Source organism: Flavobacterium sp. GNP002 (genome assembly GCF_054343795.1).
Map to the genome: position 1 here is coordinate 2,779,895 of NZ_JBTGUW010000001.1, position 23,566 is coordinate 2,803,460.

Sequence of the window (23,566 nt, forward strand, 5' to 3'; positions counted from 1 at the left end):
TTTATATGATAATTACTCTGAAACTTTGATTTCAAACATTTTATTCCAGTTTTTACCGGTAACAAAAATGGTTTTTGTTTTTGGGTTGTAGGCGATTCCGTTTAAAACGTCAGTATCTTCTAATTTAGCAATTTTTGTAGTCAAATCTGCTAGATTGATTATTCCTTCTACCGCCCCGTTTTTAGGATTAATGACAGCAATAGCATCTTTTTGGTACACATTTCCATATATTTTTCCATCAATCCATTCTAGTTCATTAACTCCTTTTACTTTAGATTTTAGAGAGTAAACATTGATATGGTCAATTGCTTTAAAAGTTTCTGGATTTAATATGTGTATGGTTTCGGAACTATCAGTCATATATAAGTTTGTACCATCATTGACTAAACCCCAGCCTTCCATATTTTTGTAATATGGAACTGTTTTTTCTTTTTTGAAAGTATCTGCATTATAAACATACCCTTCATTATTTTTATACGTCAATTGATATACTTTGTTGTTTAGAATTGTAATTCCTTCGCCAAAATATTGAGCATCTAGTTCTACTTTCTTATAAACTTCCCCAGTTTTATAATTTGTTTTTCTTAAGCTGGAGATTCCTCTTTTTCCTGATGGACCTGAACCGTTCCCAGTTCCTTCATACAGTGTATCACGGTAAAATTCTAGCCCTTGAGTGTACGCCTGAATATCATGTGGATACGTATTTACGATGGTATACTTCAATAATTTTGGTGCAATATCAGAAACTAATTCTACTCTTGTGGTAGCTTCTGAACTTTGTCCCTCATAATACACTAGAGCCTTTAGGTTTTGATAGCCCAATTTTTGATCTTTTAATTCAAAAGTTAATTTGTCAACTCCTTTTTTGGAACCAATTTTTTTATCGTTCACATAGTAAATAATGCTGTCGATTGTTTTTGAATTTGAGTTCAAAATTTCCAAAGAAAGTGCCTCTTGAGGTTGATATTGTTCCTTAAATTTTGAATTATCAAAAGTAAATAAAGAATTTTCACCTTTTTTTGTATCACCACAATTAACCAGTAAGGTTCCTAATAAAATGATAGATAGTATGTTATAATTTTTCATAGCGTAAAATTTGAATACCCCAATATACAACGTTATTTTAATAGCTGCAAAGCACTTGCAAAAATATAAAAAGGTTGTATATTTGCACCGGCAAGTCCTACACGACCAGCTCCTGCAGACTCCCCCAGGATGGGAACATAGCAAGGGTACGTGGTTGAGCGGTGCGATGTAGGTCGCTTGCCATTTTTTTATTTCTTACAAAAGTAGTCTTCCTTCGGGAGGATTTTTTTATTTTTGAACCTTTCGTACAACAAACATCAATAATCATGAATAAAGTAGTTTTAATTACAGGAGGTTCTTCGGGAATAGGAAAATCTATTGGCGAGTTTTTGCATCAAAAAGGTTTTGTTGTTTACGGAACCAGCAGAAATCCGGAACGAGTTTTAAATTCGATTTTTCCATTGGTTGCTTTAGATGTTAGGGATACTGATTCGATTCATGCGGCTGTTGCCAAAGTAATTGCTATTTCAGGAAGATTGGATGTTGTAATTAACAATGCAGGAGTTGGAATTACAGGGCCTTTGGAAGAAATTCCAATGCATGAAATCAAGAATAATTTTGAGACCAATTTTTTCGGTCCAATTGAAGTGATGAAAGCCGTGTTACCACAAATGCGTTCGCAAAAATCAGGATTGATTATCAATATTACTTCGATTGCTGGTTATATGGGTTTGCCGTATAGAAGTGTTTATTCAGCTTCTAAAGGTGCTCTTGAACTCATCACGGAAGGATTGCGCATGGAAGTAAAATCTTTTGGCGTTCAAATTACGAATGTGGCTCCGGGTGATTTTGCTACGAATATAGCTTCGGGACGTTTTCATGCTCCGGTTATAAATGGTTCTGCTTATGAAAGTCCTTATGGAAATACATTAAAAACTATGGATGAACACGTGGATAGTGGGAGTAATCCTAATGAAATGGCTGAAGCGGTATATAAAATCATACAAACTCCGGAACCTAAAGTCCACTATAAAGTAGGTGTTTTTATGCAAAAATTTTCGATTGTCTTGAAGAGAATTCTACCGGATAAAGTATATGAAAAAATGCTTATGAATCATTATAAACTTTAGTCTATGAGTATTATTGCCGATTATTTACCAATTTTTTTTAGCATATTAATTATTGCTGGAATATTTTTTACTGTATTTTATATACTGAAATCATTAAGTGATAAAATTAATAATGCTGAACTTTATAGAGAAGATACACTTAATTTATTAGAGGAAATTAGAAATGAATTGCAAGAATTGAATAAAAAGAATTCTCTTAAGTAATTATAAGTTGTAATTTTGCACGAAATTTGCGTGAAGGATTGAAGCGACATCCCTCGCTTTTTAGCGAGGATATAGCGGAAAGCCTGACCCGAAGTTTTTCACGTAGGGTCACGCCCAAAGTATTAGAAACACACAATTAAATAGATATATTATGAAGTTTTTTATTGACACGGCTAATTTAGCTCAAATTAAGGAAGCACAAGCATTAGGCGTTTTGGATGGTGTTACAACTAATCCATCATTGATGGCAAAAGAGGGAATCACAGGTAAAAACAGCATTTTGAAACATTATGTTGACATTTGTAACCTAGTTGATGGAGATGTTAGTGCCGAAGTAAATGCTTTAGATTACGACGGAATGGTTAAAGAAGGTGAAGAATTAGCTGATTTACATGAGCAAATCGTGGTAAAATTGCCTATGACTAAAGAAGGTGTTATGGCTGCTAAATACTTTTCGGATAAAGGAATTAAAACAAATGTAACTTTAGTATTCTCTGCTGGTCAGGCTTTATTAGCTGCAAAAGCGGGTGCTACTTATGTTTCTCCGTTTATTGGTCGTTTAGATGATGTTTCTACGGACGGATTGGCTTTGATTGAAGAAATCAGATTGATTTATGATAACTACGGTTACGAAACTCAAATTCTTGCTGCTTCAGTTCGTCATACAATGCATATTGTAAACTGTGCAAAAATTGGTGCTGATGTTATGACTGGACCATTATCTGCTATTTACGGTTTGTTGAAACACCCATTGACTGATATTGGATTGGCACAGTTTGTTGCTGATTTCGAGAAAGGAAATAAATAAGAGTTGAGTATTTAATGTTTAGTTAAATACATTTAAGTTCTAAATAAAAAAATCCCATCAACCTAGATTGATGGGATTTTTTATTGGTTTGGTTTTGGTTAGTTTGTTTTGAAATTAGTGTCCTCCACCAACTTCTATTTCTTTTCCGATTCCTTGTTTTTCTAAAATTCCGATTACTTTCCAACCGTAAAATGCGATGAATGCAAAGCATAAAACGGGAATAAAATAGGAAGTATGGATACCAATGATATCAGCTAGTTTACCTTGTAACGGCGGGATAATTCCACCACCTAAAATCATCATTACTAAGAATGCAGATCCTTGAGATGTATATTTTCCTAATCCTGCAATTGCTAATGAGAAGATAGAAGGCCACATAATACTTAAGAATAATCCACCGCTCATAAAAGCAAAAATAGCTATCGTTCCTGTAGTAAATAAACCTATTAGCATAGCAGCCATTCCCATTAAACCAAAAATCATTAATGTTCTTGACGGTTGGTCTTTTCCTAAAAAGAAACCAGCGATTTGGAACAAAATTACAAATGCGTAGGCGTATAAAGGTGTTACATCTTGTCCTGAAATGGCATTTGCAGTCAATACAACTCCAAATGCTACATAAGGAACAACGATAAGTAAAATTTTCTTTAATTGTGATGATGGATTGAAAACCGTAATAGCTCCCGCCCAACGTCCAATCATTAAACTTCCCCAGTACATTGACATATACGGCGCTAACGCTGGACCTGAAATAGAACCAAAATCAGCTGTTACTAATAATTCTCCAAGATTACTTCCAATGGTTACTTCGACACCTACGTAAGCGAAAAGGGCTAACATTCCCAAAACTAATTGTGGGTATTTCATTGCTCCCCATCCTTCAGGATTTTTTTGTGCAGTTGCATTAGCAAAAAACAATCCAATAACAACTACCAAAAGAGTAGAAACCGTTAAGGCCAATCCTAAGTAATCTTTTTCTTTATTCTCAATAAAACGAGTGATAAATTCAGCATCTTCATAACGAGAAAAGATATAAGCAAAAATGGCAACTAAAATTACTGTGATGGCAATCAATGTTTTCATTGCCTTGTTAGCCGTTTCAAAAGTAGAATCGCTTTTTCCAGACGGTAACTTTTTAGAAAAATGAAATAAGGCTGCTGCCAATAAAAATAGACCTCCTACAAATACATATAGGATTCTCATTGAATCTAATGAATCTGGTTTCTGAGCAAATTCTTCAATATTTACACCTGCAATAACTCCAAATAAGGCGATAGAAACAACTATTGGTCCTATAGTAGTTCCCAATGAATTGATTCCTCCAGCTAGATTTAATCTACTTGATGCAGAATGTGCTTCTCCTAAAGAAGCCGCAAATGGTTGTGCAGAAGTTTGTTGTAGTGAAAAGCCTAATGCAACTATGAATAAAGCTCCTAAAATAAATAAATAACTTCCTTGTGTTACTGCTAAGATCATTAATACAGCTCCAAATGTACTGATTAATAGTCCGTAGATTATTCCTTTCTTGAATCCCCAAGCATTTAAAATATCCTTTTTTGCAATGCTACTAAAAATAAATAAAAGTAATGCTCCAATATAATATGCTCCGTAAAAAGCAAAATCTATAAGTTGACTTTGAAATTGATCTAAGCCAAATTTGGCTTTGCAAAAGGGGATAAAAATACCGTTTGATGCTCCAATAAATCCCCAAAAGAAAAATACGGTAATGAGCGTATAAAGCGCGGAATTATTAGACTTTGTTTGTTCTGAATTCATAATTTTAAATAGGTTAATGATTAAGTTAATGACTTTTTTAGCTGCAAGACCGTAAATATATTTGTTAAGTAAATTAAAAAAAAATTATTTAGAATAAATATTGTTAAAATTATAGAATAATCACTTTTTGTTAAAAAAAGATGCTTTTTTTTCGAATTTTTTGCTTTTTCAAATAAAATATTGAATTGGAAATTATTCTAAAATTTTACTTTTTACATCTTTAGCGTAATTTCTACCAATTGGAAGCGTGTAAGAAAGGATTTGTATTCTGTTGCCTTCAATAGATTTTACTTTATCAATTGCTATAGTGTATGATTTATGAATACGAATGAACCTGTCTGCAGGTAATTCTTCGGATAAAGAGGTTAATGATTTGTGGGTAATGTATGTTTTATCTGACGTTACTACTTTTATATATTCCTTCATTCCTTCAATAAACAGGATTTCATCGATTGTTATTTTTACCATTTTCTTATCGACTTTGATAAAAATATGAGGTTCAATTTTATGAGGTTCAATTTTGATATTATTTTTTAAATTGAAATCGGCTTCAATTTTATGAATGCATTTTATAAATCTTGGAAGTGGTATTGGTTTTACTAAATAATCTAATACATCTAAATCATAACTTTCGGCAGCAAATTCTCTAAAGGCTGTAGTGATAATAATTCTGGTCTTATATTCTATCAATCGGATTAATTCAAAACCAGTCATCATCGGCATATTAATATCCAAAAAAACGGCATCAACTGTATTGTTGTTTATAAACTCCAGAGCCTCTAGGGCATTATTGAATGTAGCAGTAATTTCAAAGTCTGCAAAATTATTAAAATAATTCTGCAATACTTTTATGGCTAATGGTTCGTCGTCAATCAAAACACATTTAATCTTCATTAGATAGCGGTATTTGTAAGCGAATGATATAAAAATTGAACTTTACCTGTTGTTCTAATTTATATTTTTTCTTGAAAATTAACTTTAATCTCTTTTTAGTATTCGTTAGTCCAATTCCTTTTTTTTCTTTTGAATTTGGTGACAGTACAAAATTATTCAGTATTACAAAATCAAGTATTGATCCATCAATAATTTTGCAATTTATCTTTATTTTAAGATTGTTATTATTTACCCCACCGTGTTTAAAGGCATTTTCCAAAAAAGAAATCAGCAGTAACGGTGGTACTTTGACCTCATCAATATTCGATTCCAGGTTTATACTTACTTCTACGTTTTCAAACCGAAGTTTTTCAATTTCAATATAATTTTGAATGTAATCAATTTCTTTTATTAATGGTACAAATTTAGTGTCTTCGATATCATATAATACATATTCCATCAATTTTGACAACTTAATTATCACATCGGGAACCTTATTAGAGGATTCCAGTGACAATGCGTATAAATTGTTTAAGGTATTGAAGAAAAAATGAGGCTGAATTTGAGTCTTTAAATACTTTAGTTTCATCTTGGATTGGTTCTCAATTATGGCTCTGTTTCGTTCTCTTTCTTTGAGCCAAATTTGAGTAAGGTAAATGGATGAGGCGATTGCAACAACATACAATTCACCAATGCATACGGCAACAATATGATTGATTTCAAATGGCGTATATTCTCTATCAGCTTCGGGCCAAATATCCTCAGAAATGATATAATAGGTTAATCCTGTTTTTAATAAATAGATAATCATTAAACTCAAAAGTAAAGCAAATGTATACTTGTAATATTTTGATGTTAATACATAGCGGGGAATTAGAACAAATAAATTGAAATAGACTAATGGAATATGAAGCGAGAATTCTAAGACGTTCGATTTAAATGAATATTCATAATCATTGAAATACGCTCCCCATCGAAGAAAGTTCATTAAAAAAAATAGTCCCCAGAACCAAAAATGATTTTGAAGCTTGATATCGAATTTTTCCTCTTTTGTATACTTCATTATCTGTTGGAATTATCTTTAGTAGTGACTATTTGTAAAAAAGTAAATTTTGTGCAACTTTAATCAATTTGATAATAAAAAAGAACTTTTTTTAAATAAAAATATCAAAAATATGCAAATTGGTAAAAAAAACTCATAATTATTACGGTTGGAAAACGCATTATTGACAGAATTGTGTCGTTGGTTTAAAATAAACTACCGTTGGTATAAATTATTTTTTTTAGAAAACCCATAAAGATAAATTTACGCCATAACTAACAAAAACTTAAAAAAAATGAAACAAATTATCTTAATCTTTATGATTGTTTTTACTTCGCAAGTTACCCTTGCGCAAGCGAAAACTGTCAAAGGTTCAGTAACCGATGCTGTCGGTTCACCACTGCCTGGCGCATCTATTGCAGTTCAAGGAGAATCAAATGGAACTATTACCGATTTTGATGGTAATTTTTCTATTGAAGTGCAAAAAGGCAAAACCTTGATAATTTCGTATTTGGGTTTAGAAACTCAAAGTATTGTAGTAGGTGATCAGGATACTATTACAGTTCAATTGAAAGAAGCAGCTTCAAATGCTTTAAATGAAGTAGTAGTGACTTCGCTGGGTATCAAGAAAACGCGAAAATCTTTGACTTATGCTGCTCAAGAACTAAAAGGAGAAGAATTAACCCGTGTCAAAGACGCTAATATTATTAACACTATAGCAGGGAAAATTGCTGGTGTAGCTGTGACAAAAAGTACTGGAGGAACTGGAGGTTCTACTAAAGTTGTTATTCGTGGAAACTCTTCAGTTAGTAATAACCAGCCGCTTTATGTTATTGACGGTATTCCTTTGTTTAATGGAACTTCTGGGCAACCAAATAGTGCTTTTGGAGATACAGCCGGAGGAAACCGTGATGGTGGAGACGTAGTTTCTCTTATTAATCCTGATGATTATGAAGGTATGACAGTTTTAAAAGGTGCAGCTGCATCTGTATTGTATGGAAGTCAAGGTGCAAATGGGGTTATTTTACTTTCTTCTAAAAAAGAAAAAGAGGGAAGATCAAATCTTAAAGCATCTTCAGTAACCACTTTCGAATCGGCAGCTTATTTGCCTAAATTTCAAAATGAATATGTTGCAGTTCCTAACGGAGAAGAAACTTGGGGAGCAAAAGGAGCTAGTGATGATCATGTAAAAGATTTCTTTGAAACAGGAAATACTCAAATTACTTCATTGGCTTTTTCATCTGGATCAGCAACATCTTCAACAACTTTATCATATGCTAATACAAGCGGTTCAGGAATTATTCCGGGAAACAGTATTAAGAAAAATAATTTTGGTATTCGTCAAACTGCTAAATTCTTCAATGATAAATTGAATGTTGCGGCTAATGCCAATTATACAACTCAAACAGTTTTTAACAAACCTGTGAACGGACTTTATTTCAATCCTTTGACAGGAGTTTATTTGATGCCAAGAGGAAATGATTTTAATGAATATAAAGAGAATTTTGAGGTTTTTGACCCTACGAGAAATCTGATGGCTCAAAATTGGATGACGGATAGAGATATCCTTCAAAATCCATTTTGGGGAATCAATAGAAATAAATCAGAAGATACTAATCAATTTTTTAACGGATCAATCGCTTTAGATTATAAAGTTAACAGTTGGTTTTCTATAGCTTCTAGATACAGTTATAACCGTGTTGAGAGTGGTTTTGATAAAAAAATATACGCAACAACTCAAGGAACACTTTCTCACATAAATGGTAGATACATAAATGTTAATACATTAAGTACACAACGTTACGGTGATTTGATTGCTACAATCAATACAAAATTCAATGATGACTTTAGTTTTAATGCAAACATTGGAACCAGTATTACAAATACATTAGGAAATCAAAGAACAACACTTGATTCCGGCATTGGTGGTGGTTTACAAAAAGCAAACTGGTTTACATTAGGGAATTTTGTTAATAATGCGGGTAATTTGCAAACTTTAGATTCCTCAAAAGAAGTACAGTCTTTATTTGCAGCTACAACTTTGGGATATAAAGACATGTTGTTTTTAGATCTTGCAGCTAGAAACGATTGGTCTTCAACATTAGTAAATACAAATAATCCAGGATTTTTTTATCCTTCGGTAGGAGTTACGGCTATTATTAGTGAAATGACAACTTTACCGGAGTTTATCAATTACGGAAAAGTTCGTGCAACTTATGCCAGAGTAGGTAATGATGTGTTTTCTTTTGTGACATCGCCAACTTATGGATTTACTTCTGAAGGGAATAAACCTCCATTAGTGGCTCCAAGACCAGGGGAATCATTGAGACCGGAATTAAAATCAGAGGTTGAGATTGGTACCGAATGGAAAATGTTTGATAACAGACTTGGATTTGAATTATCCTATTATAATTCAGAGACTAAACACCAATATTTGCAAATCCTTGCTCCGTTAACAAATCCTCTTGGTGTAAAATATTACGGTATAAATGCAGGTAGTATTAAAAATGTAGGTTTTGAAGCTGTAGTGACTGGAAAGATTGTTAAAGCGGATAAGTTCTCTTGGGATGCTACTGTAAACTATTCTCAAAATAAAAATACGGTACAAGAAATTCCTGCAGAACTAGGAGGAAAAGTAATTTTGACTGAAGCTGGAGTAAATAACTACAGATATGTTTTAGAGCAAGGAAAACCTTTTGGTGTAATTGAAGGCGTAAACATAAAAAAAGATGCTCAAGGTAGAGTATTGTTAAATGCAGACGGAACGATACAAAAAACTGGTTTTGAAGAAGTGGGTAATGCAAATCCAGATTTTATGTTAGGTTTCTCGAACTCGTTTAAATTTGGTTCCTTCTTTGCAAATGTATTGATAGATGCTCGTTTTGGGGGTGATGTAATGAGTTTAACCGAAGCTGTGAATGATGAGTTTGGAGTTTCGAAAGTAACAGGTGATGCCAGAAATGCTGGTGGAGTTACAATTAACGCAGTATATCCTGATGGAACTCCTTATGCAGGAAAATATCCGGCAGAGAGTTATTATAAGCAAACTGGCGGTAGAGCAGGAGCAACAGGAGAATATGTTTATGACGCGACCAATGTAAGTGTAAGAGAGGTTTCTATTGGCTATACTTTTAATGTCAAAAAAATATCTTTCTTACAATCGGCAAGTTTGTCATTAATTGCCAGAAATTTAGGTTTTATCTACAAAGACGCTCCATTCGACCCTAACATTTCATTAAGTACAGGTGAAGGTTTGCAAGGTATTGACGTTTACGGAATGCCATCTACAAGAAGTATCGGTCTTAATTTAAACGTAACTTTCTAATCACAAAAAATCATGAAATTAAATACTATAAAAAGAACAGCTATTTGTGTTTCTTTACTCGCAGCAGTAAGTTGTACAGATAATTTTGAAGATATCAATACCAATCCTAACGGGATCACGCCTGAACTATACGAACAAGATTTTAATCATATAAAAGGTTCATTTGATCCTATGTTCAATAACATATTAGTTCTTACTCCTGAATGGAAATACCAAGTACAGCAAGGATTGCAAGGAGATATTTGGTCGGGCTATATGGCTACCGGAACCGCTTTTAGAGGAGGAACTAACAATACGACATATGATTTAGTTGATGGTTGGAACGGTTTCGCTTGGGCTTCTGGTTATGGAGATGTAATGTATAATGCGTATTCAATTGAGCAAAAAGCAAAAGGAAAATATGATCAGTTTTATGCTTTGTCTTTGATTTTAAAAGTAGAAGGAATGCATAGAATAACGGATACTTACGGACCTATTGTGTATTCAAAATTTGGCACAACAGATCCTGTTATTGAATATGATTCTCAAGAAGAAGTCTATAATTTAATGTTTAAGGAATTAGATTTAGCAGTTGCAGAGTTGACAAAAAGAGCTGATGCAAAAGAGCCGTCAACTTTCTTAACTACTGATTTGTCAAGTTATAAAGAAGCAGAAAAAGCAGGTCCCGGAGAGCATTACAAGCAATGGGTTAAATTTGCTAATTCATTGCGCCTGAGATTAGCAATGCGTATTGTGAAAAAGAATCCAACTTTGGCGAAAGCCGAAGCAGAAAAAGCGATTGCACATAAATTTAGTGTTATGACTGTTAATGCTGATACTTTCAAAGTGATATCTCCCACATACAATAATCCTATTGCTACTATAAGTAATGCTTGGGGAGACATTCGTATGTCAGCTGATATGGAATCTATCATGGGCGGTTATTCTGACCCTAGATTATCTGTATTTTTCAATACATCAGTACAATTTCCTGGAGAATATAAAGGAGTTCGTACTGGAATTGAAATCGCTGCCAAAGCGGACCATGTAGATTTCTCTGGTATTGGTCCAATTGTCAATTCAAAAGAAATTGTTTTGATGAATACTGCCGAAGTATATTTACTAAGAGCTGAAGGTGCTTTAAGAGGTTGGAATATGGGTGGAACGGCTCAAAGTTTGTATGAAATGGGAATCACTGCTTCTTTCAATCAACATGGAGTTTCTGGAGCAGCTACTTACATTACTGATAATGTGAAAAAAGCAAAAGCTTACGTAGATCCAAACTTCCCTGTAAACAATGGAGCAGCTCTTAATAACGTTACTGTTGCTTGGGACGGTTCCGCGACAAATGAGGTGAAATTGCAAAAGATTATTACTCAAAAATGGATTGCCGGTTTCCCGGAAGGTCAAGAAGCTTGGTCTGAATATAGAAGAACAGGATATCCAAAATTATTACCGGTACTTAAAAATACCAGTGGAGGAACAATAAATTCTGCTTTGGGAATACGAAGAGTAAATTTTGTTCAATCTGAAAAAGATGGAAATCCAGGTGGTGTAGCTTCAGGAGTTGCTAAACTTGGTGGAGCAGATAATGGAGGAACTAGACTTTGGTGGGATACTACCGGACCTAATTTTTAATAAAATTAGTACAGATTAAAAATGGTGTAAGTAACTCATAATTATTTGCACCATTTTTTTATCAAAGACCTTTTAAAGGGAGAATGACTAATTAAATAATTTTGCTACTTACATAATAAAACAAGTCTTTCTTTTAAAACGGATTATGTATTAAATCATGTCGTTTGTTGAAATTCCATGACCGTTGGTATAAATTATTTTTTTAGGTAAATCGTTTTAGTTAATTTTATGCTATAGATTAAAACAATTAATATCAACGAAGTAATTAACTCGAATAAATATAAATAAAATGAAAAGTGCTTTAGAAATTAAACCTGACATCAGCTATAAAAGTGCCGGTAAATTTGAAGAAACGAGATTTGAAAAAATTCATAATGAAATTTTTAAAAACTCAGTAGAAGCGTCTGTCATTGTCGCTCAGGAAATTGCACAATTAATTAGATCAAGACAAGAAGAAAGCAAACCTTGTGTTCTAGGTTTAGCAACAGGTTCTTCGCCTATAAAAGTATATGAAGAATTGGTTCGAATGTATAAAGAAGAAGGTCTAAGTTTTAGTAATGTAATCACTTTTAATTTGGATGAGTATTATCCAATGACAAAAGAGAATAATCAGAGCTATCATTATTTCATGCACCAGCATCTTTTTAATCACATAGACATTAAACTTGAAAATGTCAATATTCCAGACGGTACAGTGGCTATTGAAGAACTGAACCAATACTGTATTGATTATGAAATGAAAATAAAAAATGCAGGTGGTCTTGATTTTCAATTATTAGGAATTGGGCGTACAGGTCACGTTGGATTCAATGAACCGGGTTCGCACATCAATTCAGGGACTCGAATAATTACATTGGATCATATAACAAGAGTAGATGCTTCATCGGATTTTAATGGTATTGACAATGTTCCTAAAAGAGCAATTACCATGGGTGTTTCTACGATTCTTAGATCTAAAAGAATTGTATTGATGGCATGGGGACAAAATAAAGCCGATATTATAAAAAGAACTATTCAAGGAGATATCAGCTCTGAAGTTCCGGCTACTTTTTTACAAAATCACACCAATACAACTTTTGTTTTAGACCAATCGGCAGCTTCAGAATTAACCCGATTCAAAACACCGTGGTTAGTGGGAGAATGCATTTGGACACAAGAGTTAAAAAGTAAAGCTATCGTTTGGCTGTGCCAAAAAACAGATCAATCTATTTTAAAACTGACAGACAGGGATTACAATAATAACGGAATGTCTGATCTTTTGGCTTTAGAAGGCTCTGCCTACGATTTAAATATTAATATGTTTAATGTGTTGCAGCATACCATAACTGGATGGCCGGGAGGAAAACCTAATACTGACGATACTTACAGACCAGAACGCGCGAATCCAGCTAAGAAAAGAATAATCCTTTTTAGCCCTCATCCAGATGATGATGTGATTTCTATGGGTGGAACTTTTTCAAAATTGATAAAACAAGGACATGATGTTCATGTTGTGTATCAAACTTCAGGTAATATTGCTGTTACAGATGATGAAGCTTTAAAGTTTGCCGAAGTTTGTAATGATTTTGTTGGTACAGATGAAACTAAAATTAATTTTAAAGCAGTAATCAATTTTCTAAATAACAAAACAGAAAATCAAATAGATTCTCTTGAAGTTAGAAAATTGAAAGGTCTTATTAGACGTCGTGAATCGTACGCAGCAACAAGATATATAGGATTGAAAGATGAAAATATTCATTTTTTAGACATGCCTTTTTATGAAACAGGACAAGTAAAGAAAAATCCAATAGGCGAGGATGATATTGCCATTGTAAAAGATATAATTGCAAAAATTAAACCCCATCAGGTTTTTGCCGCAGGTGATCTTGCTGATCCGCATGGAACTCATGAAGTTTGCTTGAATGCAATTTTCGCGGCAATGAAACAACTGAAACCGGAGCCATATATGAATGAGTGTTGGTTGTGGTTGTATAGAGGTGCTTGGCATGAGTGGGATATTCACGAAATAGATATGGCAGTTCCTTTAAGCCCAGATGAGGTTTTGCTTAAAAGACATGCGATTTTGTACCATCAATCCCAAAAAGACAGGGTAATGTTTCAAGGAAATGATTCCAGAGAGTTCTGGGTAAGAGCTGAAGACCGAAATAAAAATACAGCAAAATTGTATGATAATTTAGGTCTTGCTGAATATGAAGCTATCGAAGCTTTCAAGCGTTTCGACTACTAAATAAAATAATAGGCAGATTTTTATTTTGACAGCTGTGAGAAAAAAAATCTGCTTATAAATTTGTTCCTAACCAAGTTCAAATACTTTTCTATACTATTGTAATTACCCAAAAAAAGCATGAAATATATTTTAATTCTATTGTTCACAGGCATTGTTGCAAATGCTCAATTAAAAACTACATCATTAGATTTGATGCCATGGCCTCAAAATATTAATTTGACTCAAGGTACTTTTGCTTTAAGCAAAAACTTTAAAGTTAATATTACAGGTAATCCTAACCCTCGAATTTTTGTTGGTGCGACTAATTTTTTACGAAGATTAGACAACAAAACTGGTTTGTTTTTTGAACAAGGATTTTTAACAAAAAAGAATGAAGCGCCAGAGGCGCAAGTACAAATAAATTGTGTTAAAAACGGAAAAATAGGGTTGTATGAAGATGAAAGTTATCAACTTGAAATTCAGTCTAATAAAATTATTATTAATGCTACGTCTGACTTAGGAGCCTTACATGCACTTGAAACTGTATTGCAATTGTTGCAAAACAATGGGACTTCTTTCTATTTTCCAACAGTTATGATTACTGATTTTCCAAGATTTACTTGGAGAGGCTTAATGATCGATGTTGCCAGACATTTTCAACCAATAGATGTTATCAAAAGAAATCTTGATGCTATGGCAGCCGTAAAAATGAATGTTTTTCACTGGCACTTAGTCGATGATCAAGGTTGGAGAATTGAACTGAAAAAACATCCAAAACTAACAGAATTGGCTTCGGATGGGAATTATTATACCCAAGAAGAAATAAAAAATATTGTAAAATATGCTGATGATCGTGGGATTCTTGTAGTTCCTGAAATTGATGTTCCAGGCCATGGAACGGCGATACTTACAGCTTATCCGGAAATAGGCAGTAAAACAGTGAATTTGAATTTAAACTCTATTGAAAGTAAAACGCAAGTATCCGGAATAGCATCCTATTCTTTAGAAAGAAATGCTGGAATTTTTACACCAACATTAGATCCTTCAAATCCTAAAACGTATCAATTATTGAGTGAAATTTTTGATGAGGTTTGTCCCTTGTTTCCGGGGAGTTATTTCCATATTGGAGGTGATGAAAATGAAGGGAAAGATTGGGATTCTAATCCTAAAATTCAAGAATTTAAAAAGAAAAATAAACTGGCTAATAACCATGAATTACAAACTTATTTCACCATGCAATTAGTTCCGATGTTAAAAAAACATAATAAGGAATTAATGGGTTGGGAGGAAATAATGACTAAAAACATGTCCAAAGATGCGATAATTCATTCTTGGAAAGGAGTAAATGAAGGGGTTTCATCAGGGAGTTCATTAATTAATGCAGCAAAAAATGGATATAAAACCGTTTTATCAAATGGATATTATATTGATTTAATGCAAGGTGTTGCAGATCATTATTCAATCGATCCATTACCTAAAAACAATATGTTAACTGATGCTGAAAAAGCTAGGATTTTAGGAGGAGAAGCAACCATGTGGAGCGAATTAGTGACACCTTTGAACATTGATTCTAGAATTTGGCCAAGAGCGGCAGCAATTGCCGAACGATTGTGGTCAGATGAAAATATTACGGATATAAATAGCTTGCGCACAAGATTGAAAGGCATTTCTTTTAGATTAGAAGAGATTGGAATTACACATATAAGAAACAAAGAAGTCATTTTAAGAAACATCAGTAACAATCAAAAAACAGACGCATTAAATGATTTTTCTAATGTTTGTGAACCACTAAAAATATATTCGCGTAATAGCGGCGGAACCGAGTATCAAATGTATTCCCCTTTTACTTTATTTGCTGATGCTTGTACACCGGACGCAAGTGATGCTTTGGCTTTTGATGCAGTAGTGAGTCTTTATTTAGAAAATAAAAGTTTAGAAAATCAAGTTTCAGTTACTCATTTTTTAAAAAAATGGATAGATATGAATGCTAAGTTGATTGATTTGAGTAAAAATGCACCATTGGTTCAACCACTTTTACCTTTGTCAAAAAGCTTAAGTGCCATATCAGAACAACTGTTATTAAGCATAGAAAAAAAAAATCTTTAAATTCAGTTGTCTTTAATGATTTATTGGAACAATGCAATTCAAAAAAACATGCCGATGTAGAAATAGCAGTGTACAATAGTTTGAAAAAATTAATCAAATAATGAAAGTTCAAAAATAGAATAGGTTTGTTAAAATTGAGTTTGGTTATTTATATTTTGATTTATTTTATTTTGAATAAATATTAGTTTCTTTATAATTTAGAAAGTGGTTTGTTTTAAAGAGAATGATATTATAAACCTGGCATTTTGTGTCAGGTTTTTTTTTGATTAGTCTTTTAATGGTAAACTAAATAGAATTCATAAAAATGAACTTTTTTGGATTAAAAAAATTAGTATTTTTTTCGTATTTTTGCAAAAATTTTATAAAATAAATATTCATGTTAACAGTAAATAATTTATCAGTTCAGTTTGGCAAACGAATTTTGTTTGACGAAGTAAATACTACCTTCACACACGGTAATATCTATGGAGTTATCGGAGCCAATGGCGCTGGAAAATCTACTTTTCTTAAAATAATTGCAGGTGAAATGGATCCAACATCGGGACATATTCATTTGGAACCAGGAAAACGTATGTCGGTTTTAAACCAAAACCACAATATGTTTGATGAAAGCACCGTTCTTGAGACCGTTATGATGGGTAATAAAACCTTGTATGCGATCAAAAAAGAAATGGATGCTTTGTATTTAGATTACAATGATTCAAATGCTGACAGAATAGGCGAGTTGCAAGTGCAATTTGAAGAAATGAACGGATGGAATGCCGATTCTGATGCTGCATCGATGTTATCGAATCTTGGCATTACCGAGGAACATCATTATACTTTAATGGGAGATTTGGAAGGGAAAATAAAAGTTCGTGTTCTTTTGGCACAGGCGCTTTTTGGAAATCCTGATTTACTTATTATGGATGAGCCTACCAATGATCTGGATTTTGAAACCATTGCTTGGTTAGAAAATTTCTTGGCCAACTATGAAAACACCGTAATCGTAGTTTCTCACGACAGACACTTTTTGGATTCCGTTTGTACACATATTTCTGATATTGATTTCAGTAAAATCAATCACTATTCAGGAAATTATACTTTCTGGTATGAGTCAAGTCAATTAGCAGCGAAACAACGCGCGCAACAAAACAAAAAAGCAGAAGAAAAGAAACAGGAATTAGAAGAATTTATTCGTCGTTTTAGTGCGAATGTAGCCAAATCAAAACAAGCTACTTCGCGTAAAAAAATGATTAGCAAGTTGAATATTTCTGAAATAAAACCATCAAGTCGTCGTTACCCGGCTATTATTTTTGATCAAGAGCGTGAAGCAGGAGATCAAATTTTGAATGTGCAAAATTTAAGCGCTTCCATCGACGGAGAAATTTTGTTTAAAGGAGTAGATTTGAATATGGCCAAAGGCGATAAAATCGTTCTTTTCTCGAAAGATTCACGTGCGACAACTGCATTTTATGAAATATTAAACGCAAATCAAACCGCAGATTCTGGAACTTTTGATTGGGGAGTTACAACTAACCAAGCCTATTTGCCGGGTGATAATCATTCATTTTTCGAAAGTGATTATTCTCTTGTAGATTGGTTGCGCCAATGGGTAAAAACGGAAGAAGAGCGTGATGAGGTAAATATTCGTAGCTTTCTTGGGAAAATGATTTTCTCGGGAGAAGAAGCTTTAAAAACCTGTAGGGTATTATCCGGAGGAGAAAAAGTGCGTTGCATGTTGTCACGAATGATGATGGAAAGAGCCAATGTTTTAATGCTTGACGAGCCTACAAATCACTTGGATTTAGAATCGATTACGGCTTTTAATAACTCATTAAAAAACTATAAAGGTTCCGTAATCTTTACTACACACGATCATGAATTTGCTCAAACTGTTGGAAATAGAGTTGTCGAATTGACACCAAATGGTGCTATTGATAGATATATGACGTTCGATGAATACTTAGATAACGAAGGTGTTCAGGAATTAAGAGCTAAAATGTATACAATATAAAAGTAATACAGTTTTTATAACAGAAAATCTCCCGCAATTTGTGGGAGATTTTTTTGTTTAATGGATATTCACTAAAATAATTATAATTATTTCTGTCTATTTTCTGTTGAAAATTTTACTCACAATAAATGCGATAATGGCTAGCACAGCAATCACAATAAAAATACCTACGCCAACTCCTGCTTTAAATATACCTTCTATAATTGAACAACTTGTAAACGATAGTAATACTACTAAAAGCATTAACAATCTGGTTAGTTTTTTTTGCATGATTTTTTTCTTTAATTAGAAATATAAAATTACTAAATAGGAGCGCTTATTTGTTATATAATTTTTACTGTTTATTGTAAAATTTTTCAATAGTTTTAAAAAAAATCACAAAATGCACCTTTATAAATATTTTTTAAACCACTATTTATGTAAAAAAAATATATTTTTGAGTTTTATAATTTTTATTTAATCCAAGCTATTAATATGACCAACATTACTTTAAATTTAAAATCTCCGAGAATAGAAGTGGTAGATGCCTTACGTGGTTTTGCAATTATGTCTATTATGTTACTTCATAATGTAGAACATTTTGAATATTATCATTTGCCTGAAAATTTTCCAGCTTGGCTTGTCGATATGGATAAAATAGTTTGGGACTCTATGTTTTTCATTTTTGGAGGAAAATCATATGCCATTTTTGCGCTTCTTTTTGGGTTTAGTTTTTACATTCAAAATGATAATCAAGCTAAAAAAGGAAATGATTTCCGAGGTCGATTTTTTTGGCGTATGGTGCTATTATTAGTTTTTGGACTAATAAATACGGCATTTTATCAAGGAGATATTCTGACTTTATATGCTTTTCTGGGGCTTTTACTGATACCGGTTGTTAACTGGAGTAACAAAGCTATTTTTATTACAGCTGTTATTTTGATGCTGCAACCTTTAGAATGGGCAAGATGTATTTATTATATGCTAAATCCAGATTATGTTGCACCACCTAATTTGTCTAATGGTTATTATGAAAGTATTGCACTTTTTATGAAAAATGGTTCTTTTGTAGATTATGTAGTAGGAAACTTGACATTAGGAAAAATCGCTTCTTTATTATGGTCATGGGAAAATGGTAGGTTTTTTCAGGCTCCGGCTTTATTCTTATTTGGAATGTTACTGGGTCGAAAACAACTTTTTAACACAACCGATGCAAACCAACAGTTTTGGAAGAAAGCATTACTCTATTCAAGTATTTTATTTGTACCATTATTTGTTTTAAAAACTCATACGGTAGACGTAATAGCAAGAGTAACATTATCTAATAAACTCACCATTATATTTGCTTCTTGGTCAAACGTAGCATTTATGTTAGTTCTTGTTTCAGGATTTATTTTATTGTATCAAAAGGATTCTGTTAATAAAGTGTTTTCTAAACTGATTCCTTTTGGAAAAATGAGTTTGACTAATTACATCATGCAATCCATGATTGGTTCCTTTATTTATTACCGATACGGATTGGGGCTTTTTGAATATACAGGAGCAACATATTGTTTATTGATAGGTATTGTTTTATTTTTTATACAATTAACATTTTGTACTTGGTGGCTTAAAACGCATAAACAAGGACCTTTAGAAACGATTTGGCATAAAGCTACATGGATTTCTTGGGGCAAATAATAAATGCCTCTATTTTCTCTCTTTATTATTATAAAATCATAAATCGGAATTCGTATATTTGCAAAACCAAACAACACACTTTACAATGAGTCAAAAAGTATTACTTACTGCAAAAGAAGTTACTATCATATTACATCGTTTGGCTTGTCAATTAATTGAAAAACACTTAGATTTTTCAGACACTATTTTAGTAGGTATTCAACCTAGAGGCGTTTTTTTAGCAGAACGTTTAAAAGAAATATTAGAAAAAGAATACCAAACGCCTGAAATTCAATTAGGCTATTTGGATATTACCTTTTTTAGAGATGATTTTCGAAGAACAGATAAGCCATTAGAAGCAAATAAAACCAAGATTAATTTTATCGTTGAAAACAAGAAAGTTATTTTCATTGATGATGTTTTATTTACTGGACGAAGTATTCGTTCGGCTTTGACAGCTATTCAATCTTTTGGTAGACCATCAGAAATTGAACTTCTAGTTTTGATTGACAGACGTTTTAGCCGCAATTTACCTATTCAACCGGATTATAGAGGAAGACAGGTAGATGCCATCAATAACGAAAAAGTCAAAGTGAGTTGGAAAGAAAATGATGGTGAAGATGGTGTCTATTTAATTACAAGTTAGATTATAATTTGTTTAAAAGTCTAACATTAAAAACTAATAATCGTATATAGAAATGAAAGAATTAAGCGTAAATCATTTATTAGGAATAAAATACATCAACAAGAATGATATTGACTTAATTTTTGAAACAGCCGATCATTTTAAAGAAGTTATCAATCGACCAATTAAGAAAGTACCTTCCTTACGAGATATTACCATTGCCAATATTTTTTTCGAAAATAGTACTAGAACAAAACTCTCTTTTGAGTTAGCACAAAAACGTTTATCAGCGGATGTGATTAGTTTTTCGGCAGCACAATCTTCAGTCAAAAAAGGGGAAACTCTAATAGATACCGTTAATAATATTCTTTCGATGAAAGTAGATATGGTAGTCATGCGACATGCAAATCCAGGTGCTGCTTATTTTCTTTCCAAAAACGTAAAAGCCAGTATTGTAAATGCGGGAGATGGCGCACATGAGCATCCTACACAAGCCTTATTAGACAGTTATTCGATTAGAGAAAAATTAGGCGAAGTGGCCGGAAAAAAAGTAGTGATTGTAGGTGATGTTTTGCATTCAAGAGTTGCCTTGTCCAATATTTATGCTTTGCAGATGCAAGGCGCTGAGGTGAAAGTTTGCGGGCCAAAAACACTTATTCCAAGACATATTGAATCGCTGGGTGTAACGGTAGAACCTGATTTAAGAAAAGCATTAGAATGGTGTGATGTTGCGAATATGTTACGCGTGCAGAATGAACGTATGGATGTCAATTATTTCCCGTCCACAAGGGAATATGCACAGCAATATGGAGTTGATAAACCGCTTTTGGATTCGCTTAATAAAGAAATCATAATTATGCATCCTGGACCAATAAATCGTGGTGTCGAAATTACCAGCGAGGTGGCTGATTCTAATCAATCGGTGATTTTAAATCAAGTTGAAAATGGTGTAGCGATTAGAATGGCCGTAATTTATCTTTTGGCATCAAAAATCCAGTAGTTTGATATAAAACTTTGTAAATTAGCTATTTATAAACTTCTCTACCTTGAGTAGACTTAGAAATTAAAAAGATGAAAGTAGATCAAAAAGGACACACAATTAGCATTAGAGATACGCAAGGTGATTTTACCTCTTTTTTAATGAAGGTTACTCATCAATATAAGACATTTGAAAAGCATAATTTAATCATAGATCTTTTGTTGTACAAAGATTTATCGGCAGGTAATATAAAATTATTTATGCCTTTATCAAAACTTCATAAAAAAGCTAAAAAATCATTTGTTATTGTTACTTCTGATTTTGATTACAATGCCGTTCCAGAGAAATTAACTGTTGTTCCTTCTTTATTAGAAGCACATGATATTATAGAAATGGAAGAGATTGAAAGAGATTTAGGCTTTTAGATAAGTTTATTTGGTTACTTGTTTAGCCGCCTGATTTATTTAACCATATAAGCATAACCGATTAAACAGTTAAACAAATAACCGAATAAATTTAAATTGAAACTAACAATCCTTGGTTGCTATGCTGCAACACCCCGAACTTTTACGAATCCAACCTCACAGATTCTAGAAATAAAAAACAGACTTTTTCTGATTGATTGCGCAGAAGGAACCCAAGTGCAATTGCGAAAAAATAAAATCCGATTTTCTAAGATTAATCATATTTTCATTTCTCATTTACACGGAGATCACTTTTTTGGATTAATAGGTTTAGTCTCTACTTTTACTTTACTGAACAGAACAACTGATTTGCATATTTATGGTCCAAAGGGAATCCAAGAAATCATCAAGTTACAATTGAGATTATCTAATTCTTGGACTAATTATGGTTTGTTCTTTCATGAACTGGAATCCAATGAAAGCGTGGTTATTTTTGAAGATGAAAAGGTTTTAGTAAAAACCATTCCTTTAAAGCATCGTGTTTACACAAATGGGTTTTTATTCCAAGAAAAAACAGGAGAACGCAAACTTAATCTCGATGCCGTCCAAAATTATGAAATTGATACGTGTTATTATCAAAAAATAAAAAATGGAAAAGATATTACTTTAGATGATGGGCGAGTAATTGAAAATGACAAATTAACATTTGATCCTATTCCTGCAAAAAATTATGCTTTTTGCTCAGATACCGCATATAATGAAGCGATAATTCCAATCATTGAAAACATTGATGTTTTATATCATGAATCTACTTTTCTGCAATCTGAAGAAAATTTAGCTAAAAAAACCTTGCATTCCACGGCAAAAGAAGCGGCTACAATTGCTTTGAAATCTAATGCAAAGCAATTAATTTTAGGGCATTATTCTACTCGATATGAAAATATTGATCTTTTTAAAGAAGAAGCAGCAACTATTTTTCCGGAAGTGCTTTTAGCTGATGATGGGAAAAGCTTTGAGTTTTAATATAAATAATTTATTTTATCTGAATTCACATTTGGATATTTGAATCTTCCTAAATTGGATCATTCAAATATCGAATAATCATAAATTTAAAAACATGAACGATTTAAGTAACTACAGAAAATCTTACGAAAAGAGCGAACTATTAGAATCAAATATCCCTGAAGACCCAATAAACCTTTTTAATAGATGGTTTCATGAGGTAGAGGATTTTGGTGGGGATAGCGAAGTTAATGCTATGACGGTATCTACAATAGGTTTAGATGGATTTCCAAAGGCCAGAGTTGTTCTGTTGAAAAAATTTAATGAGGAAGGGTTTATTTTTTACACCAATTATAATTCAGAAAAGGGTAGGGCTATTGCCCATAATCCTAAAATTTGTCTTTCTTTTTTTTGGCACACTATGGAGCGTCAGGTTATTATTAAAGGTATAGCTCATAAAACTACTGAAGTCATTTCAGATAATTATTTCGAATCCAGACCTGATGGCAGTAAATTAGGAGCAATAGTTTCTAATCAAAGTGAAATTGTACCTTCACGTGAATATTTAGAAAATAATCTAAAACAGTTGGAAAAGGATTTTGATAGTATGGTAATTCCTAGACCGAAACATTGGGGAGGATTCCTAGTAACACCTTTAGAGGTAGAATTTTGGCAAGGAAGACCTAATAGATTGCATGATAGAATTAGATATAGTAGTCAGGAAGATTTTTCTTGGAAAATAGATCGATTATCTCCTTAGTGTAAGAAAAATATATATTTAATTATTTTTATAGTGTAGTTCGTCGATT

At 32.7% G+C, this 23,566-nt stretch carries 19 protein-coding genes and 1 other RNA gene; 15 read left to right on the top strand and 5 right to left on the bottom strand.

Annotated features, from left to right (window positions below; all coding sequences use genetic code 11):
- Positions 1–12: 12 nt before the first annotated feature.
- On the bottom strand, positions 13–1,086 hold the full coding sequence (locus ACXX80_RS12150) for a glutaminyl-peptide cyclotransferase (protein WP_458553424.1): 1,074 nt from the start codon (positions 1,084–1,086) through the stop codon (positions 13–15).
- Positions 1,087–1,174: 88 nt separating this feature from the next.
- Between ACXX80_RS12150 and ffs the strand changes: the two genes are divergently transcribed.
- From ffs to fsa, 4 genes are all read left to right on the top strand, one after another.
- An RNA gene (gene ffs / locus ACXX80_RS12155) (signal recognition particle sRNA small type) lies at positions 1,175–1,272 on the top strand.
- Between the two features lie 80 nt (positions 1,273–1,352).
- On the top strand, positions 1,353–2,156 hold the full coding sequence (locus ACXX80_RS12160) for an SDR family oxidoreductase (RefSeq protein WP_458553425.1): 804 nt from the start codon (positions 1,353–1,355) through the stop codon (positions 2,154–2,156).
- 3 nt (positions 2,157–2,159) lie between these two features.
- Positions 2,160–2,360, top strand: a complete 201-nt coding sequence (locus tag ACXX80_RS12165) for a hypothetical protein (RefSeq protein WP_458553426.1) — start codon at positions 2,160–2,162, stop codon at positions 2,358–2,360.
- 151 nt (positions 2,361–2,511) lie between these two features.
- Positions 2,512–3,168 (top strand): fructose-6-phosphate aldolase, encoded by a 657-nt coding sequence (gene fsa / locus ACXX80_RS12170; protein ID WP_066078774.1) that lies wholly within the window; start codon positions 2,512–2,514, stop codon positions 3,166–3,168.
- Positions 3,169–3,282: 114 nt separating this feature from the next.
- Here the strand turns inward: fsa and ACXX80_RS12175 are convergent, their stop codons facing one another.
- The 3 genes from ACXX80_RS12175 to ACXX80_RS12185 all read right to left on the bottom strand — a co-directional run bounded on the left by ACXX80_RS12175 (position 3,283) and on the right by ACXX80_RS12185 (position 6,880).
- Positions 3,283–4,944 carry an MFS transporter gene (locus ACXX80_RS12175; RefSeq protein ID WP_458553427.1) on the bottom strand — a complete coding sequence of 554 codons (1,662 nt, stop codon included), beginning with the start codon at positions 4,942–4,944 and terminating at the stop codon, positions 3,283–3,285.
- 192 nt (positions 4,945–5,136) lie between these two features.
- Positions 5,137–5,838, bottom strand: coding sequence for a LytR/AlgR family response regulator transcription factor (locus ACXX80_RS12180; protein WP_458553428.1), 702 nt, complete (start codon positions 5,836–5,838; stop codon positions 5,137–5,139).
- Positions 5,828–6,880, bottom strand: a complete 1,053-nt coding sequence (locus ACXX80_RS12185; RefSeq protein ID WP_458553429.1) for a sensor histidine kinase — start codon at positions 6,878–6,880, stop codon at positions 5,828–5,830. Before ACXX80_RS12185 ends, ACXX80_RS12180 begins: the two co-directional genes overlap by 11 nt.
- A 274-nt stretch (positions 6,881–7,154) precedes the next feature.
- On the opposite strand from ACXX80_RS12185, the gene ACXX80_RS12190 reads away from it, so the two are divergent.
- The 5 genes from ACXX80_RS12190 (at position 7,155) to ACXX80_RS12210 (ending at position 18,109) form a co-directional block, all read left to right on the top strand.
- A complete protein-coding gene (locus ACXX80_RS12190; RefSeq protein ID WP_458553430.1) occupies positions 7,155–10,184 on the top strand; it encodes a SusC/RagA family TonB-linked outer membrane protein in 3,030 nt (1,009 codons plus the stop codon).
- Between the two features lie 12 nt (positions 10,185–10,196).
- Entirely contained in the window at positions 10,197–11,801 is a 1,605-nt protein-coding gene (locus ACXX80_RS12195; RefSeq protein WP_458553431.1) for a RagB/SusD family nutrient uptake outer membrane protein, read from the top strand.
- Positions 11,802–12,090: 289 nt separating this feature from the next.
- A complete protein-coding gene (nagB, locus tag ACXX80_RS12200; RefSeq protein ID WP_458553432.1) occupies positions 12,091–14,028 on the top strand; it encodes a glucosamine-6-phosphate deaminase in 1,938 nt (645 codons plus the stop codon).
- A 117-nt stretch (positions 14,029–14,145) separates the two neighbouring features.
- A complete protein-coding gene (locus ACXX80_RS12205; RefSeq protein ID WP_458553433.1) occupies positions 14,146–16,113 on the top strand; it encodes a beta-N-acetylhexosaminidase in 1,968 nt (655 codons plus the stop codon).
- A gap of 376 nt (positions 16,114–16,489) precedes the next feature.
- Positions 16,490–18,109 (top strand): ABC-F family ATP-binding cassette domain-containing protein, encoded by a 1,620-nt coding sequence (locus ACXX80_RS12210; protein WP_458553434.1) that lies wholly within the window; start codon positions 16,490–16,492, stop codon positions 18,107–18,109.
- 96 nt (positions 18,110–18,205) lie between these two features.
- Here the strand turns inward: ACXX80_RS12210 and ACXX80_RS12215 are convergent, their stop codons facing one another.
- On the bottom strand, positions 18,206–18,352 hold the full coding sequence (locus ACXX80_RS12215; protein ID WP_458553435.1) for a hypothetical protein: 147 nt from the start codon (positions 18,350–18,352) through the stop codon (positions 18,206–18,208).
- 231 nt (positions 18,353–18,583) lie between these two features.
- Between ACXX80_RS12215 and ACXX80_RS12220 the strand changes: the two genes are divergently transcribed.
- The 6 genes from ACXX80_RS12220 to pdxH all read left to right on the top strand — a co-directional run bounded on the left by ACXX80_RS12220 (position 18,584) and on the right by pdxH (position 23,517).
- Positions 18,584–19,768, top strand: coding sequence for a DUF418 domain-containing protein (locus tag ACXX80_RS12220; protein WP_458553436.1), 1,185 nt, complete (start codon positions 18,584–18,586; stop codon positions 19,766–19,768).
- Positions 19,769–19,853: 85 nt separating this feature from the next.
- Complete coding sequence (gene pyrR / locus ACXX80_RS12225) at positions 19,854–20,393, top strand: bifunctional pyr operon transcriptional regulator/uracil phosphoribosyltransferase PyrR (protein ID WP_282716456.1); 540 nt, start codon at positions 19,854–19,856, stop codon at positions 20,391–20,393.
- Positions 20,394–20,445: 52 nt separating this feature from the next.
- Complete coding sequence (locus ACXX80_RS12230) at positions 20,446–21,372, top strand: aspartate carbamoyltransferase catalytic subunit (protein ID WP_458553437.1); 927 nt, start codon at positions 20,446–20,448, stop codon at positions 21,370–21,372.
- A gap of 71 nt (positions 21,373–21,443) precedes the next feature.
- Positions 21,444–21,776, top strand: a complete 333-nt coding sequence (locus tag ACXX80_RS12235; protein ID WP_282743709.1) for a ribonuclease Z — start codon at positions 21,444–21,446, stop codon at positions 21,774–21,776.
- A 96-nt stretch (positions 21,777–21,872) separates the two neighbouring features.
- Entirely contained in the window at positions 21,873–22,778 is a 906-nt protein-coding gene (locus ACXX80_RS12240) for a ribonuclease Z (protein WP_458553438.1), read from the top strand.
- A 94-nt stretch (positions 22,779–22,872) separates the two neighbouring features.
- Positions 22,873–23,517, top strand: coding sequence for a pyridoxamine 5'-phosphate oxidase (gene pdxH / locus ACXX80_RS12245; protein ID WP_458553439.1), 645 nt, complete (start codon positions 22,873–22,875; stop codon positions 23,515–23,517).
- Positions 23,518–23,566: the final 49 nt, after the last annotated feature.